At 56.3% G+C, this 16,532-nt stretch carries 15 protein-coding genes; 7 read left to right on the top strand and 8 right to left on the bottom strand.

What is annotated here, in order from left to right:
- Positions 1–4 precede the first annotated feature (4 nt).
- From GS636_RS18500 to GS636_RS18520, 5 genes are all read right to left on the bottom strand, one after another.
- Positions 5–772 carry a citryl-CoA lyase gene (locus GS636_RS18500; RefSeq protein ID WP_171671487.1) on the bottom strand — a complete coding sequence of 256 codons (768 nt, stop codon included), beginning with the start codon at positions 770–772 and terminating at the stop codon, positions 5–7.
- Positions 769–1,953, bottom strand: a complete 1,185-nt coding sequence (locus GS636_RS18505) for a CoA transferase (protein WP_171671488.1) — start codon at positions 1,951–1,953, stop codon at positions 769–771. The genes GS636_RS18500 and GS636_RS18505 overlap by 4 nt, the downstream gene beginning before the upstream one ends.
- Positions 1,946–3,457, bottom strand: coding sequence for a tripartite tricarboxylate transporter permease (locus GS636_RS18510; protein WP_171185538.1), 1,512 nt, complete (start codon positions 3,455–3,457; stop codon positions 1,946–1,948). The genes GS636_RS18505 and GS636_RS18510 overlap by 8 nt, the downstream gene beginning before the upstream one ends.
- A 1-nt stretch (position 3,458) precedes the next feature.
- The gene (locus GS636_RS18515; protein ID WP_171185536.1) at positions 3,459–3,941 is read right to left on the bottom strand and encodes a tripartite tricarboxylate transporter TctB family protein; all 483 of its coding nucleotides are present in this window, start codon (positions 3,939–3,941) and stop codon (positions 3,459–3,461) included.
- A gap of 65 nt (positions 3,942–4,006) precedes the next feature.
- A complete protein-coding gene (locus GS636_RS18520) occupies positions 4,007–4,990 on the bottom strand; it encodes a tripartite tricarboxylate transporter substrate binding protein (protein ID WP_171177060.1) in 984 nt (327 codons plus the stop codon).
- A 108-nt stretch (positions 4,991–5,098) separates the two neighbouring features.
- On the opposite strand from GS636_RS18520, the gene GS636_RS18525 reads away from it, so the two are divergent.
- From GS636_RS18525 to GS636_RS18535, 3 genes are read left to right on the top strand one after another with little or no spacing between them, the layout of a single operon-like run.
- On the top strand, positions 5,099–5,767 hold the full coding sequence (locus GS636_RS18525; protein WP_171671489.1) for a response regulator transcription factor: 669 nt from the start codon (positions 5,099–5,101) through the stop codon (positions 5,765–5,767).
- Complete coding sequence (locus GS636_RS18530) at positions 5,757–7,124, top strand: sensor histidine kinase (RefSeq protein WP_171671491.1); 1,368 nt, start codon at positions 5,757–5,759, stop codon at positions 7,122–7,124. Before GS636_RS18525 ends, GS636_RS18530 begins: the two co-directional genes overlap by 11 nt.
- On the top strand, positions 7,103–8,110 hold the full coding sequence (locus GS636_RS18535; RefSeq protein ID WP_171671493.1) for an ABC transporter substrate-binding protein: 1,008 nt from the start codon (positions 7,103–7,105) through the stop codon (positions 8,108–8,110). Before GS636_RS18530 ends, GS636_RS18535 begins: the two co-directional genes overlap by 22 nt.
- A gap of 11 nt (positions 8,111–8,121) precedes the next feature.
- On the opposite strand, the gene GS636_RS18540 is transcribed toward GS636_RS18535, so the two are convergent.
- The 3 genes from GS636_RS18540 to GS636_RS18550 form a co-directional block, all read right to left on the bottom strand.
- Positions 8,122–9,396: an HlyD family type I secretion periplasmic adaptor subunit gene (locus GS636_RS18540; protein ID WP_253762884.1), complete on the bottom strand. Its 1,275-nt coding sequence runs from the start codon at positions 9,394–9,396 to the stop codon at positions 8,122–8,124.
- Positions 9,397–9,437: 41 nt separating this feature from the next.
- Positions 9,438–11,177, bottom strand: a complete 1,740-nt coding sequence (locus GS636_RS18545; protein ID WP_171671497.1) for a type I secretion system permease/ATPase — start codon at positions 11,175–11,177, stop codon at positions 9,438–9,440.
- A 234-nt stretch (positions 11,178–11,411) separates the two neighbouring features.
- Positions 11,412–12,446 (bottom strand): AbrB family transcriptional regulator, encoded by a 1,035-nt coding sequence (locus tag GS636_RS18550; RefSeq protein WP_171671527.1) that lies wholly within the window; start codon positions 12,444–12,446, stop codon positions 11,412–11,414.
- 108 nt (positions 12,447–12,554) lie between these two features.
- On the opposite strand from GS636_RS18550, the gene GS636_RS18555 reads away from it, so the two are divergent.
- The 4 genes from GS636_RS18555 (at position 12,555) to GS636_RS18570 (ending at position 16,519) form a co-directional block, all read left to right on the top strand.
- Positions 12,555–13,235 carry a GntR family transcriptional regulator gene (locus tag GS636_RS18555; protein ID WP_171671499.1) on the top strand — a complete coding sequence of 227 codons (681 nt, stop codon included), beginning with the start codon at positions 12,555–12,557 and terminating at the stop codon, positions 13,233–13,235.
- Positions 13,236–13,246: 11 nt separating this feature from the next.
- Entirely contained in the window at positions 13,247–14,641 is a 1,395-nt protein-coding gene (gene tcuA, locus GS636_RS18560; protein WP_171671502.1) for an FAD-dependent tricarballylate dehydrogenase TcuA, read from the top strand.
- Positions 14,631–15,698 (top strand): tricarballylate utilization 4Fe-4S protein TcuB, encoded by a 1,068-nt coding sequence (tcuB, locus tag GS636_RS18565; RefSeq protein ID WP_171671504.1) that lies wholly within the window; start codon positions 14,631–14,633, stop codon positions 15,696–15,698. Before tcuA ends, tcuB begins: the two co-directional genes overlap by 11 nt.
- A 63-nt stretch (positions 15,699–15,761) precedes the next feature.
- A protein-coding gene (locus tag GS636_RS18570) for an IS5 family transposase (RefSeq protein WP_171671507.1) occupies positions 15,762–16,519 on the top strand; the annotation gives its coding sequence in 2 pieces (ribosomal slippage) (positions 15,762–16,098 and positions 16,098–16,519; 759 coding nt in all).
- Positions 16,520–16,532: the final 13 nt, after the last annotated feature.

Genomic DNA, 16,532 nt, shown 5'->3' on the forward strand with positions numbered 1-16,532 from the left:
CAGTTCATGTAGGCTTATAGGTCCAGCGATAGGCGGGTGGGGTCGGGCCCTTGTTCCGGCCCCCTTGCTGCATCTGTTCCCACGCATGGGCCAAAATTCCAACAGATCGGGACAGGCAGAACAGACCGCGCGCAAGCGGGGGCGCAAAACCAAGTTCGGCGTAGATAACAGCGGTTGCGCCATCTATGTTCATCGGAACAGGCTTGCCTTTGCGCCGTGCCAATTCTGCCTCGATCGCTTGGCCAATCCGCATGAACCGACCATCACACGCTTGGTCCTGTACCGCGTTTGACACCATTGCCATCAAACGCGGAGCGCGCGGATCCGTTGGGGTGTGAAACCGGTGGCCAAAACCTGGCAGTATCTTTCCTTCGCTTTCAATCCAGTCGTCCAATGCCTGTTCCAAGCGACCGGGATGTTCCGCAACGAAATGGTAGAGAGTTACGGCTTGCTCACCAGCCCCGCCGTGAATGTCGCCCAACAAATTTACGGCGCTTGCCATCGCGTTGTTGAGAGGTAAGCCACAAGTCACTGCCATGCGTGCAGTTGCAATCGATGGTGCCTGAGGCCCATGGTCTACTGCCGCGACCAACGCGGCTTCGAACAATCGGGCCTGCGCGTCCGAAGGACGATCCCCGCGCACCATGAACCAGATCATTTCGGCGAAGCTGAGGTCTCCGATCAGGTTCTGGATTGGTTCACCGCGCAGATCGATCCGGCCGGGCTCCATGTCGATGATAGATGTCGTCCACCAATCGGAAACATCGCTCATATGACCCCCTCCTTGTTCAACGCTTCAATTTCTGCGTTGGACAGTCCGATTTCAGACCAGATCGCATTGTTGTCAGCTCCAAGTTCAGGTGGTGCGTTTTGTGGCATGCGCCGCGCGCCGTCCATGACAACGGGACTGCCCGCAAGCTTCATATCTTCGCTTTGAACCCGCACAGAGCCAATCAGGCCACGCCCAGAAAGTTGTTCATCGGCGAGAGCTTCGGGAACGGTCAGAACCTGCCCGGTTGGCACGCCGATGGCATTAAGTTCTCGAACCCAGTCAGTTGCCGGTCTGGTTCGAAGAGTTTGCTCCAGCGCTTCACGTAAGGCATGACGGTTTTGTTTGCGGTCTTCGCGGGTTGCGTAGTCGGGGTTGTTTAGCAGATCGTCCTGCCCCAGATGTCGTGCAAGGGCCTGCCACTGTTCATCTCGGTTGGCAGCGATGTTTATTGGGCTGTCGCGCGTGGCAAACGTACCCGATGGAGCTGAGGTGGTGTTTTCATTTCCATGCGCTGCGGGTGTGACACCACCAACCAGAAAATTCGACACGACCCAACCCATTGTGGAAACAACGGCTTCGGACATCGCAACATCCAGAAAAGTTCCTCGCGGGTTCGCGTTCAGTGCAGCAGACACGGCAAAAGCGGCCGTCATCCCACCGACCGTATCCGCCAAAGGGTAACCAACGCGATAGGGGGCAGTGTCTGGTGCCCCGGTGATGGACATCACGCCACTGATGCCCTGAACGATCTGATCATAAGCCGGATCGTCCCGTCGCGGGCCATACTGACCGAACCCGCTAATTGCGCAGTAGATCAGGTTTGGATTGACCTCACGCAGGACGTTGTAGCCAAGGCCCAGCCGATCCATGACGCCAGGTCGAAAATTTTCGACCAGAACATCTGCTGTTTGGACAAGGCGTTTCAACAACGCCTTGCCTTTTTCCGATTTCATATCGAGCGTTACCGATTTTTTATCAGCATTTTGCGCCAGAAAGCTGATCCCCATGCCCGCCTTGTTTCTGTCAGGATCAGCGCCCAGAACGCGGGCAAGATCGCCGCCGCCCGGACGTTCGACCTTGATCACTTCGGCACCCATCAGCGCCAGTTGATAGCAGCAATACGGACCCGCAAGGACATTTGTCAGATCGAGAACCCGTATTCCTGCCAGCGGTTCAGTCACCTTCAGCAACCCCAGCCGCCCGCGCCCGTGCACGGCGTGCGCGATAGCTGGGCAGAAGCACAAGCAGTGCTGCGATGACCAGCAAACCCAGAGTCATCGGGCGTTCCCAGATAAAGGCGATGCCATCATAGAGCTGCATCGAGCGCGCGAAATTGTCCTCCATCATCCCACCAAGGATGAAACCGATCAGCAATGGAGCCAGCGGGTAATCAGCGAATTTCAACGCTGTAGCGCAGACACCGAAACCAACAAGTATCAAAAGCTCAGTCGCATTGTTCTGGCCGATATAGGCCCCCATCAGCGTGAAGAACAAAATGAAAGGGATCAGATAGTTGCGCGGAACCGAGAGAACCTTGGCGATGTAAGGGATCAGCGGCAGGTTCAGCACCAGCAGAACGAGGTTGCCGATGAACATCGACATGATCACGGCCCAGAAAATCTGCGGCTCATCCAGCATCAGACGCGGGCCGGGCGTGACGTTCAAGGCGATCAAAGCGCCAAGCAGGATCGCCGTTGTTCCCGATCCGGGAATACCCAGCGTCAGTAGGGGCACGAATGAACCGGTACACGCGGCGTTGTTCGCTGTTTCGGGTGCGGCCAGCCCCTTGATTGACCCTTTGCCGAATTCTTCCTGCTCCTCTTTCGGCGCGATGTTGCGCTCGACCGCATAGCCCAGAAAGCTGGCAATGGTTGCGCCTGCGCCGGGCAGAACGCCGATGAAGAACCCTTGAACCGATTGACGACCGACCACTGGCGCGATGGCTTTGGCTTCGGCCTTGGTGATCCGCAGGTCCTTGATTTCACCATCGTCGCCTTTAAGGTCCTTTGGTTTTAAGACTAGGAAAAGTGCTTCGGGCAAAGCGAACATGGCCATAGCAAGCGTGATGAAGCCAAAGCCTGATTGCAAATCCATAATGCCCATGGTGAAACGCGGTAGGTTGAACAACGCACCTTCGCCGACAGTGGCCATGATCAGGCCCAAAACCGTCATGATGACAGCTTTCGCCACCTGACCTGTACCTGCAAAGGCTGCAATGGCTGACAAACCAACCACCATCAGGGCAAAATACTCTGCCGAGTGGAACAGCAAGGCCACGGATGACAGGGCAGGGGCGAAGACCATCAAAAGGACCGCGCCCAAAGTGCCGCCCGCGAAACTTGCGATGGCCGCGATGGTCAGGGCTTTGCCCGCTTTGCCCTGTCGGGCCATTGGATAGCCGTCAAAGCTGGAGGCCACCGTACCCGCGACCCCCGGCGCGTTGAGCAGGATCGAGGAAGTTGAGCCGCCGAAGATGGCGCCATAGTAGACACCGGCCAACAGGATCAGCGCGGCTGAAGGGTCACCCATGGAAATCGCAACCGGGATCATGATCGCGATAATCGACATCGGGCCTAGGCCCGGAAGCATGCCGATGAATGTACCGATCAGACATCCTGCGATGACCATCAGCAGGTTCTGAATTGAGAATGCCGTTTGCAGGCCGATCAGAAGTCCTTCAAGCATGTCAGCCTCCGAAAATGCCCGGCAGGGGGCGCATGTAGATGCCAAGAACTTCCTGCACCAGATACCAGACGGCACCTGTCGCGATGAAAGCGACAGGAAGCATGATGTGCCACTTACGTTCGCCCAGAATGAATGATCCTAGGATCAGGAAAGCCGAGGTCGAGATCAGAAACCCAACAGGGCGCAGGCAAAGCGCGTAGATCACCATCAGAGCAAGGAGCATGAGCGCTTGATCAAGGTGGTACTCACCCAACCTTCTGTAGTCGATATCAGCCTCTTTGGGCTCGGCCTTTTCAAAACCCAGCAGAATGATCGTGGTGGTGATGATACCCAGAACCGACAGCACTTTTGGGAAGGTGCTGGGCCAGATGGGGTTTCTCTGCATGAAAGGGGGCAGGCTGCTATCCATCGTGAACCAGGCAGCGTAGCCATATGTTAAACACACACCCAGAAGAATGAGCGCGATCCAGCGGTCCAGCGCCATAAGGCCGCCTCCCTTTTTTGTCTTTGGGAATGGCAGAGCGGCGGCCCGCTCTGCCAATTGTGGTATCAGAGGAAGCCCAGCTTTTTCATCAGATCGCCGATCTGCTGTTCTTGCTGCTCCAGGAACGACTGGAAGTCGTCGCCCGAGTTGTGGATATTCACCCAACCGTTACGTGCGCGAACTTCTTCCCATTCCGGGGTGTCATACATCTTGGCAATCGCGGCCTGATAGGCGGCCAGCTTATCTTCGGGCAGTCCGGGGGCTGCAAAGAAGCCACGCCAGTTCACAAAGGTGGTGTCGATGCCTTGTTCCTTCATGGTCATCGCATCCGGAGCGGCATCAACGCGCTCTTCCGACGTCACGCCGATGATTTTGACTTCGCCTGCGTTCGCCAGATCAACTGCTTCTGAGAAACCGGTGGACAGCGCTGCGATCTCACCCGACAGCAGGGCTGCCATGGCTTTGCCGCCCGCGTCATACGGGATGTATTTCACCCCGAGTGCATCCTTGCCTGCGGCTTCCATCACCATCGCGGCCACCAAGTGGTCCATACCGCCGGGAACCGAACCGCCACCGATCGCTGTTCCGCCCGGATCGGCGTCAAAGGCGGCAAGAAGGTCATCCATCGAGTTGATGGGGCTGTCTTTGCCCACAACGATTGCGGCATAGTCACCGATGGTGCCCGAGACCAGAGTCAGGTCGCGGAAGTTATGCGGGAACACGCCGGTCAGTGAACGGATCACGATCGGTGTTGAGTTCACCATCAGCGTTCCATGGTTGCTGTCGGCGTTCTCAATCAGATAGCCGATGGCTTTGCCGCCGCCGCCACCCGACATGTTTTCGTAAGATGCCGTACCCACCAAACCTGCATTAGTCAGGGCCTCGCCGGTGCCACGTGCGGTACCGTCCCAGCCGCCACCAGCGCCCCCAGGGATCAGAAAGTGGATGCTGTCCACAACCTGATGGCCATCAGCTAGAGCCGGCCCTGTCAGGCCAATTGCGGCCACAGCTGCGATCAGGGCGCGGCGGCCCAGTGTGAATGTCGTCATGATGTCCTCCCATTTGACAACCGGCCGCGTCGCGGCTCAGATTGGTTGGAACAAAAACACATCAACCTGACATCAACCTGTCACGCCTGAAAATAGTACCAAGGCCTCATGAAATTCTTGCTTGTTGAAGACAACCCAGACCTTGCCAACGCGATCTGTTCACGGATGAGGTTGGACGGACATGTTGTTGATCATGCGGCAAATTTGGATGATGCGACGGGTTTTGTAGAAACCCAGGATTATGACCTGATCCTGTTGGACATCATGCTGCCAGACGGGGATGGGCGTGACTTTCTGAAACGACATCGCGCGGGCAATAGGGATACCCCCGTCATTGTTCTGACGGCCCGCAGTCAGGTATCGGATCGAATCGGATCGCTTGATCTAGGGGCGGATGACTATGTGACAAAGCCCTTCGACCATGCCGAACTTGAAGCCCGCTGCCGGGCTGTATTGCGGAGAAAATCTGGGAACGCAAGAACACGGATCGAAGTAGGGGGCATCGTTTTCGATCCGCTGGCAGGCCACCTGACTGTCGGCGACCAGACGGTTTCCCTGCGCAACCGTGAACTGCGGCTGCTGGAGTTGTTCATCAATGCGCCGGGTCAGGTGTTTTCCAAGCAAAAACTGACAGATCGACTGTTTTCTTATGACGACATGGTGTCAGACAACGCGATCGAGGTTTACGTGGCCCGCCTACGCAAACATCTTGAGCCATCTGACCTGAAGATCACGACACTTCGCGGTCTGGGATACAGGTTGGATCATGCCTCTTGAGCCAAATGCCTCAGGATCACTGCGGAACAGATTGGTTCTGACACTCATCGGGGGTGCTGCTCTTCTTGCGTTTTTGCTGTTTGTCGCTGTCCGCAACTATGCGGCCCAGGTCGCGCAACAAGGGCAGGACAATATTCTGGGTGCTTCGGTGACCTCTATTCTGGATGCGGCGGCCCTGCGTGAAGGCGAGCTTGAGGTTGATATTCCATACGGCGCATTTGCAATGCTCAGCACGCCGGCGGACGACCGGGTTTTTTATGCAATATTTCAGGACGGTGAATTCCTTTCTGGATACGAAGACCTGTCACCGTTGACGGGGCAGCGTGACAGCCGGTGGCAGTTTCAATCCAGTATAATTCGAGGCGAAACCATCCGTCAGGTCAGTGCCAGCCGCACTTTGGTCGGGTTGGAAAAACAGACTGTAGTCGAAATCGTAATAGGGCAAACGCAGGATGCACTGGCAGAAACTCTGGACCAGATCTCACGCAACGCGGCGGTCCTTGGGATTGGGTTTTTCGCCCTTGCGGCCGCCTTGTCTTTCTGGGCTACGTCTTCGACCATTGGTCAGCTGAACAGGTTGACGACCTCTGTCACCCGCCGGGGGCCGCAGGACCTTAGCCCGTTCAGGAAACCGGTGCCCCGGGAAATGGCACCATTGGTGGCCTCACTGAACTCTTTGATGGGTCGGCTTGATCAATCCCTAAGCCAATCCGAAGACTTCATCGCCGAGGCAGCCCACCGCGTTCGGACGCCGTTGGCTACGGTCAGGTCTTATGCTGATGCGACGTTACAAAGGGTGGAAAAAGAAGAGAACCGCGAGGCTTTGCGCTCGATGGTGCGCGCCATTGATGAAAGCTCTCGGGCCGCGGGGCAGTTGCTGGATCACGCGATGATCACATTTCGCGCCGATCATCTGGAACGGGAAGAGATCGACCTTGTCGCCCTGATCAACGACTTGGTGCAACGTTTGACCCCAATCGCCGAAATGAAGGACCTGTCGCTGTCTTTGGACGGTGATCCTCAGGTTCTGTACTCGGGTGATCCCATCCTCATCCAGAACGCCGTGCGAAACATGATCGACAATGCCCTGAAGTATGCACCGCCTGACAGTGCCGTCCGCATCGAAGTGTCGTCAATCCCGCATATTCAAATATGCGTCAAAGACCGCGGACCTGGGTTCCCGCCAAACGAAATCGATACGCTGACGCGCCGGTTCGAGCGCGGCAAAAACGCAAGTGGCACAATTGGCTCCGGCCTGGGTCTGACCATCGTGCAGGATGTAGCAACGGCACATGGTGGCACGCTTGAACTGGCCAATCGGCAAGGGGGCGGCGCATGCGTTACATTATCGCTTTGATTTTGTGCGTCTTACCAGCGGTTGTGTTGGCTCAAGCTTGGGAGGACCGACAAGTTTTCAATGCAGAAGCGGGCGAAACACCTCTGCGCGTGATCTCGAGCACGGATACCTTTCTGTTCGAGCCGTTGATTGCCGCGTTTGTCGCGGACAACCCCGGTATTTCGGTCGATTACATGGTGACGGGTACAGCTGATATTGACCGAATTGTCCGAGCGGCCCCTGATGACTTTGATATCGTTATTTCAAGTGCAATGGACTTGCAGCTGAAACTGGCAAATGACGGATTTGGCCGGGCCATTGAAGGCATTCAGTTGCCGGCATGGGCGCAATGGCACCAAAGCTTGTTTGCCTTTACGTTCGAACCCGCAACGATCGTGATCAATCGTGCCGCTTTCGAAGATGGCCCTTTACCCGAGACCCGCCAGCAGCTTATCGAAATCTTGCGTGCCCGACCGGAAGATTTCTTTGGGCGGGTAGGGACCTATGACATCCGGCAATCCGGTCTGGGCTATTTGTTCGCCACGCAGGATGCGCGCGCGTCAGAAACCTACTGGCGTCTGATGGAGGTTATGGGCGGGCTGGATGTTCGTCTGTATTGCTGCTCTGCCGACATGATTGATGATCTTGTCACCGGAGAGATTGCCGTAGCCTATAATGTACTGGGCAGCTACGCCTCTGCCAGAGCGGGTGGTAAAGATGTTCTGGAGATCATCCAACCGTCAGATTTTCAAACCATCATGATGCGTACGGCATTGGTCATGGAGGGCACTCCAGAGACCGAAGCCGCTTCGTCATTTGTGCGCCACCTTGTTGAAAACCAGTCTGGCCTGGGCACGGGTGCTTTTTCACTACCGCCTCTGGCGCCCTATGACACTGAGTCCGAGCGTGAAGCGATAGGATTGGATCCCGCGCTGCTTACGTTTCTGGACAGGTTGAAGCGTCGCAGATTCCTGGCAGAGTGGGAAAGCGCAGTTATCCAGAATTAGCAAGGCTTTCCTTATTCGCGGAAGGCGCGATTGAAATAGTCAGCCATTGGTTTGACCAGATAGGACAACGGTGTGCGCTCATCCGTTTTGATCAACGCCTCCACCGGCATGCCAGGCAAAAGCTCTTGCCCGTTCAACCGATCAATCTGGCCGTCGTTTAGCTCGACTTCTGCACGATAGAACGTAAACCCTGATTGTTCATCAGTGAATGTATCAGCCGAAACATTGTACACCTGCCCGTCCAATTCGGGCGTTTCGCGCTGATTGAACGCAGGGAAGCGCAGCGCCACAGGCTGACCAACATGGAGCTGATCCACATGGATCGCGTCCACGCGCGCGGCCACCAGCAAAGGAGTATCCTGAGGGACAACATACATCATTGGCTCGCCCGGTTGCACGACCGACTGCAGCGCAAATACCTGACTTCCGTACACTCTTCCGGTAACCGGGGCGCGAATGTCCAGGCGGGTCAGGCGCTCAGACAAAGACAATCTGCGTTCGGACAATTCCGCGACCTGTGCCTGCACATCCCGCAATGTGGTAATCGCTTCTTCGCGCCGGGTTGCGGTCAGTTCAACGATCTGGATCTCGGTCGAAGCGATCTGTCCTCGCAGTCGCGCGACAGCGGCCTCTAACCGGCCAATTTCGCCGTTCAGGCTGGCTTCTTCGCGTTGCAAAGCAAGCACACGGCTGGTTTGTGTCAGTCCGCGATTCAGCAGGCTTTGCTGATCTTCAAGCTCATCTTCGATCAGTTCAACTTGACGGCGCAACGACACCAATTGGGCTTGCGTGCCTTCGATCTCGCTTTCGATTTGCACGACTTGTTTGCGGAGTTGTTCGTCCTGCCGGGACAGTGTCTCTAGTCTGGCGTCGAATAGGTTCTGCTGCCCTGAAATCAGATCGGCATCAATATCGTATTCCTGCTGAACTTCACTCAGCAAGGTTGCAAGTTCAGCAGTAGTTAGACCGTCCCGCTCTGCCTCCAACCGGGCGCGTCGGACCAAAAGCTCAAATAGCTGTGCTTCGACGATGGTCTGTTCGGATGACAGGAAAGTATCATCCAGGCGCAACAGCATATCGCCAGACGCAACCACATCACCGTCGCGCACAAATATCTCACCGACGACACCGCCATCTGGGTGCTCGACGACCTGACGGTTGCTTTGCACCTCGATCACGCCCGAAGACACAATGGCCCCGGCCAATCGTGTCTCGACGGCCCAATACCCCAAACCGCCGACCAGCAGGGCAAGCGCCAAGAATCCGACAAACGCAGGTACTCTCATGTTCCAGACCTGCGCTGGATTTTTAATGGGTTTTTTAGCCATCATTCACCTACGGGGCTGAGCTTGCGTTTGATTGCGCCAGCGTTCTGCACCATCGCGCTCAGGACTTCATCTCGGCTGCCCGACTTGACCACCTGCCCTTTTTCAACAACCGCCAGATCATCGCATTCAGAAATGGCTTGTGGCCGATGCGTCATGATGATTGTCGACTTGCCCGCAGCCTTAAGACCCCGTACCGCCGCGTTCAGCGCATCGGTCCCATCTGCATCCAAGGCCGAGTTCGGCTCATCCAGAATGAGAAGAACGGGGTTTCCGTAAAGTGCGCGCGCCAGAGCGATCCGTTGTTTCTGACCGCCAGATAATTGGCTGTCATTGCCCTCCAGGAAGGTGCCGTACCCTTTCTCCAGCGACAGGATCAGTTCATGTGCGTTGGCTTTCTTCGCCGCTGCCACAACTGCGTCGGGATCTGGGTTTTCAGACATACGTGCAATGTTTTCAGCAACTGTCCCGTTAAACAGGGTCACCTGCTGCGGCAAATACCCTATGTGGCTGCCAAGATCGTTGGGGTCGTACTGATCCAACGTGGCCCCGCCCAACCTGATTTCTCCGGCGGCAGGTTGCCAAAGCCCCAGCAGTGCCTTGGCCAATGTTGTCTTTCCCGACCCGCTTTTCCCAATGACGCCCAGGGCTTTGCCGGGCTCGAGCTTCAGGTTCACATTCCGCAATGTCGGCGTTGAAGCGCCCGGTGGGATGACAGTCAGAGATTTGGCCTCAAGCTGCGCTTTTGGCACCGGCAGTCGAATGCGTTCTTCTTCCGGTGGGGTATGATCAAGGAATTGGTTCAATGAGACCCACGCTGTTCGGGCACGCTCGACAGCCCCCCACTGACCAACGGCCTGCTCAACAGGGGCCAAGGCACGCCCCAGAAGGATCGAACCCGCAATCATCGCACCGGGGGTCATCTCGTTCTGCAGCACCAGCCAGGCACCCAAAGCCAACATGGCCGATTGAAGAAACAGCCGTAGTGATTTGGTAAGGGACGTGAAACTTCCAGTCCAATCGCTTGCAGAAATTGACTGACGCAGGGCGTCTGAACGCTGGCTCAACCATCGTTTTGTGACGTCTGCTTGCATTCCTTGCGAACGCACAACCTCGGCCGCTTGCCTGGCATGTTCAGAAAAAGCGTTGGCCCGCGCAGTTGCAGATTGGGCCTCGGCCACTTTTCGGCTGGTCATCGCCTGATTGAGCAGCGCGATTACAACAAGCAAGACACCACTGCCGACGGCCAGCCATCCAAGCAGTGGATGAAACAGGAAGATCGCACCCAAAAAGACCGGCGTCCACGGAATATCCATAACGGCCAAAAGCACCGGTGACGAGCATAGATTTCGAATAGACTCCAGATCGCGTAGCGCCGTCGCCGGGGCAGAACGCACCTGCGGAACAAGGGACCGACGCATCGTCGCTTCGAACACACGCTCGTCCAGTTGCGATTGGAACCGCGCACCAAACCGCGCGACGATACGGCCGCGCGCAAAATCGAGCATTGCCATAAGAGCGTAAAGCATGGCAACCAGCAAGAAAAGCGCAGTCAAAGTCTCAACCGCTCGCGAGCCCAAAACCCGATCATACACCTGCAGCATGAACAACGGGCCTGTCAGCATCAGCAAATTCACAAAGATGCTGAACAGAAACGCCAGCCCCAGAAACGCGACGCCTTGATTCCGCACATTGCGCAGTTCATGGCGCGGAGGCGCGGATAGGCGGTGTTCAGATTTCACTGTTTTCGATCCCCATCAATCCAGCAAGCATCGCGCATTTAAAAAACTAGTTCAGCTTTGCCAAGTTTGCACATGTTTTTTTGAGCAAGAAACCGCACGCGCGAGGTTAAAAACAGCACCTTTCAGCCATTGTTCGAAATTTACGCTAAGTAGCCCTGTGCCGTAATGAGGTCGGCGTACCGAATGAAGTGATCTGAGACGCGCAAATCTAAGGTTCAAGGGTGTTGCGCTGAGTCATGCTCCGGGTTTTGTCCATTTCAAAATGAGATTGGCGGCAATGGGTGCCCCTATGATGACCAATACGATCCGCGTAAGGTGGTGGGTAATAACAAAGCCCAGATCGGCACCTGACACGATTGCCAGAACAGTCATTTCGGCCTGACCGCCCGGAGCGAAAGCCAGAAAGGCTTCGACAGGGTGCCCCAGCCCCAGCGTAGTGACTATTGCTGTGAACGCTGCCGCCAGAATGGCAAGAACGAACACGTAAGTTACGCCCGCCGCCACAACACGGCGTAGTTCGGTCCATGTGACCCCAACAAATTTAACTCCGATTGCACAGCCAATGAAGAACTGCGCGGCTAATATGGCTTCTCGTGGTGGCCGGGTATGAATGAAATCACCCAAGGATAACGCCGCCGTCAAAATCATGGGCCCCAAGATCGATGCGCCGAACAGGCCAATCCGCTCACCACCTTTCCAGCCGACCAGCGCTGCGACCACCATGAGCATTAGTTCATGCACCGGAAGGTCACGTGCGGGTTGTCCGATCGGGTTGGTCAGATCTGCATCGTAGAACACCGTCAATATTATTGGGGCGAGGGTTACAATGATCAGGACACGCGTTCCATGGATCAGCGACAGTGTACGAGGGTTGGCACCCGCCTCGGTGCCGAAGATGATCATATCCTGAAGCCCGCCGGGCATCGCGGCGTAGAACGCGGTTTTCGCGTCAAAACCCCAAACCTTTCGGAAAAACGGAACACCGACCAACGCGATGAGCAAGATAAAGAATGGGACCAGTAGTATCGATGAAGCCATTTTGGGCAGTTGTGCAAACAAGGCGGGTGTAATTGACGCCCCAACCGCAACACCCAGTATCGTTCTTGCGGCCACCGAAACCTGACCAAATCCTTCCATGGGGGCATGCGCCAGAGCTGCAATGAGACACGCACTCATCGGGCCAAACAAAAAGGGCAGGGGTAGGTTCAACATCCAGAACAATCCCGTGCCCAAAACCGCAAGGCTGAACGTCATGGCCCGCTTGGTCATGAGAGAAGGTTGGTTTGACAGGATACGCAAGATTCAGGTTCCGACGTCGTTGACGTGTTGTGTATCCAAATGTATACAAGTGCACGCAAAGAAGCAAGAGAGCCCGTGATGACGATCCAGGACGCCGCCTTACAGCCCGGTCCACAAGGCAATTCCACGTACCAACGTCTGCTGGAAGAGATTCGCGATGGAGCGCTTTTACCCGGCGACCGCCTGCGCGAGATTGAACTGTCCGAGCGCCTGGGTGTCAGCCGAACCCCCGTGCGCGAGGCGATCCGACAGTTAGAGGCGGACGGATTGGTCACGCATGTCCCACGACAAGGTGCGACAGTGCGCAGTCTGGACTATGCCGAAGTGATGGAATTGTACGAAATGCGCGCGGTGCTGGAGGGTACCGCGGCACGACTGGCGGCCCGTGCGGCGTCGGACATAGAGCTGGATGAGTTGGACATATTGAATGATCGGCTTGCCGAGGCGGGCACGGGTCCCGACGCAGCTCAGATCAACAGAGTTTTTCACGCCACGCTTCTGGATGCCGCCAAGAACCGGTTTTTGACCAAGTCAATATTGTCTTTACAAAAGGCGCTTTTGATCCTGGGGCCTTCGCAATTGTTGGACAGCGAGAGAGCAGCGGCAGCGGTGACCGAGCATCGGCGCATCATGGCCGCACTGAAAGCCCGTGATGGTGCTTCGGCTGAAACCGAAATGCGCGCACATATTCAGGCTGCGCAGCGGATGCGGATTCGTGCATTGCAGGAACGCGACCGTTCAATCGACGAAAACCAGTAGGCAGGCAGAACATGGCAACCCAAACCGAAGCTTACGATATTGCCGTGATTGGCGGAGGAAACGCGGCTCTGTGTGCGGCAATGACGGCGGCCGAGGCCGGTGCCCGTGTTCTGATCCTTGAGACGGCTCCAAAACCTTATCGCGGGGGGAACTCGCGCCACACGCGTAATTTTCGTTGTATGCATCATGGGCCTTTGGGCCCTTTGGTCGACGCCTACAGCGAGGATGAATACCTTTCGGATCTGCTCAAGGTCACCGATGGGAAAACCGACGAACATCTGGCCCGGTTGGCCATTCGAACGTCAGAGGAATGCCTGCCGTGGATGGAGGAGAGGGGGGTTCGCTTTCAACCGTCTTTGTCCGGAACACTCTCGCTTGCGCGGACAAACGCGTTTTTTATGGGTGGAGGCAAGTCTTTGGTAAATGCGTATTACAGGACAGCGGCGGGTCTGGGCGTCGATGTGCTGTATGAGGCCGCTGTGACGCATTTAGAGCTGAACGGCGATCAGATCGAATGGGTGGACTATACTTATGAAGGCCAGTCTCATCGCATCACTCCAAAAGCCGTCATCGTTGCCTCAGGTGGATTTCAGGCCGACACCGATTGGCTGACCCGCGCATGGGGAGAGCCCGCGAAGAACTTCCTGATCAGAGGGACCCCATATAACCGAGGCGTTGTTTTGGCCGATCTACTGGAACAAGGCGTCGAAAGCGTCGGGGATCCTACACAGTGCCACGCCGTTGCCATTGATGGGCGTGCACCGAAATTCGACGGGGGTATCGTGACCCGTCTGGACTGCGTTCCGTTTTCCATCGTTGTGAATAAGAACGCCGAACGGTTTTATGATGAAGGTGAGGATGTTTGGCCCAAACGGTACGCGATCTGGGGTCGTCTGGTGGCGGCGCAACCGGACCAGGTTGGCTTCGTTATCATTGACGCAAAATCGCTGAACTTATTCATGCCGTCCGTTTTTCCGCCGCTGAAGGCGGACACGTTAGAAGAATTAGCAGCGAAGATGAGCCTTCCGGCAGACAAGCTGACAGCAACAGTTGCCGAGTTCAACGCAGCCTGCAGTGACACGAGTGACTTTCATCCAACCGAATTGGACGGCGTCGCGACCTCGGGCTTGACCCCACCCAAGACCAACTGGGCGCGCCCGATCACAGAGCCTCCGTTTTATGGCTACTCACTGCGAACTGGCGTGACCTTCACCTATCTCGGGCTGAAAGTAGACGATACAGCGCAGTGCTCGACCCCGAACGGCAAAATCAAGAACCTTTGGGCCGCTGGGGAAACCATGGCCGGGTCGATTTTGGGGCAGGGGTATCTGGCAGGGTTTGGGATGACCATCGGAACCGTTTTCGGACGCATCGCAGGACGTGAGGCCGCCACTTATGCAAACTGAACTGATACAGGAAGCCCGCAGACAGGCCGAGATTTGTAATGCTTGCCGGTATTGCGAAGGGTATTGTTCGGTCTTCCCGTCACTCCACGCGGAACGCGCGTTCTCGGACGGGAACATTACCCAACTTGCCAACCTTTGCCACAATTGCCGCGGTTGCTACTATGCCTGCCAGTACACAGCCCCACACGAGTTCGACCTGAACCTGCCCAAAGCCTTGGCCGAGGTGCGGAGGGACAGTTGGGAAAGCTTTGCATGGCCGCAGCCGCTGGCGCGCCGGTTCCATACGCAAGGCGGAGTTATTGCCTTGGCGCTTGTGATTGGATTTGCCCTGTTGTTTTGGGCTATCCGCGCTATCGGGTCCAGCGGAGGCGAGGGGTTTTACGCTGTCCTGTCCCACAATGCGATGGTTGCAATCTTTGCGCCCGCTTTCCTGCTGCCTCTGTTCAGCATAGCCATCAGCCTCAGGCGCTATTGGGCCGAGGTTGGCGGCAAACCGATTCAAATCTCTGACCTGAAAACTGCTTTCAAACGCGCAGGCAAAATGCAAGATTTGGCCGCAGGCCATGGTGAGGGCTGCAATTTTGAGGATGAAGACCGGTTCAGCCAGGGCCGACGGCACATTCACCACGCCATCATGTATGGGTTCCTGCTGTGTTTTGCATCGACCTCGGTGGCGACGGTCATGCATTACGGCTTTGGTCTGCACGCACCCTACAGTTTCTGGTCTTTGCCCAAGTTGTTCGGGATTTCCGGTGGGATTCTTCTGACACTCGGGTGTGGCGCAATGGTGCTTCTCAAGCGAAAATCTGACCGAAATCTTGGCGACCCGTCGGCATGGGGCGGCGATATCGCCTTCATCCTGCTGCTTGGCTTCGTAGGATTTAGCGGATTGGTTCTATACGCCCTTGGCTCAACGACTCTAATGCCCCCGCTGCTCGCGATCCATCTGGGTTCGGTTCTGGCGTTCTTCCTGCTGACACCATACACCAAAATGGCGCATGGGTTCTATCGTCTCGCGGCACTTGTTCGGGATGCCCAAAGGAAGCGAGGTTCTTAGGGTCAGGACCCATTGATTTCCGCTTGGGTGCGTGATTCACGGTTCGAAAATCGAGCGGTGACCATGTCTGATCTTTTCTGGCTGACGGATGCGCAGATGGCGCGTCTTGAGCCTTTCTTCCCCAAGTCCCACGGCAAACCACGCGTTGATGATCGACGTGTGTTGAGCGGCATTATCTTCATTAACCGCAATGGGTTGAGATGGCGCGATGCCCCTTCGGCGTATGGCCCACACAAGACGCTTTATAACCGTTGGAAGCGGTGGAGCGACAAAGGCATCTTCGCCCGGATGATGGCCGGTCTGGCTGCCAAACACGGTGAAGAGAAGACCGTGATGATCGATGCCACCTACCTGAAGGCCCACCGTACCGCGACCAGTTTGGGCGTCAAAAAAGGGGGCGTGGACGCCTGATCGGTCGCACCAAGGGCGGCATGAACACCAAGTTGCATGCCATCTGCGACAGCCTGGGACGCCCGCTCAACCTCTTCATCAGCGCCGGTCAGGTCAGCGATTACATTGGTGCGCGGGCACTGTTGAGCGGCCTGCCAGATGTCGATTGGCTGCTCGGGGATCGTGGCTATGACGCCGGTTGGTTCCGGGAAGCGTTGAAAGACAAAGGGATACAAGCCTGTATCCCTAGCCGGAAGCAGCGGAAGAAACCGGTTAAGTACGACAAGCGTCGTTACAAACGGCGCAACCGGATCGAGATCATGTTCGGCAGGCTGAAGGATTGGCGGCGTGTGGCAACCCGCTACGACAGGTGCCCAAAGGTCTTCCTGTCAGCAATCGCCCTCGCAGCACTCGTTATCTATTGGCTATGAGTCCTGACCCTAG

Source organism: Ruegeria sp. HKCCD4884, from assembly GCF_013110855.1.
In the GTDB taxonomy this organism is placed as follows: Bacteria; Pseudomonadota; Alphaproteobacteria; order Rhodobacterales; family Rhodobacteraceae; genus Ruegeria.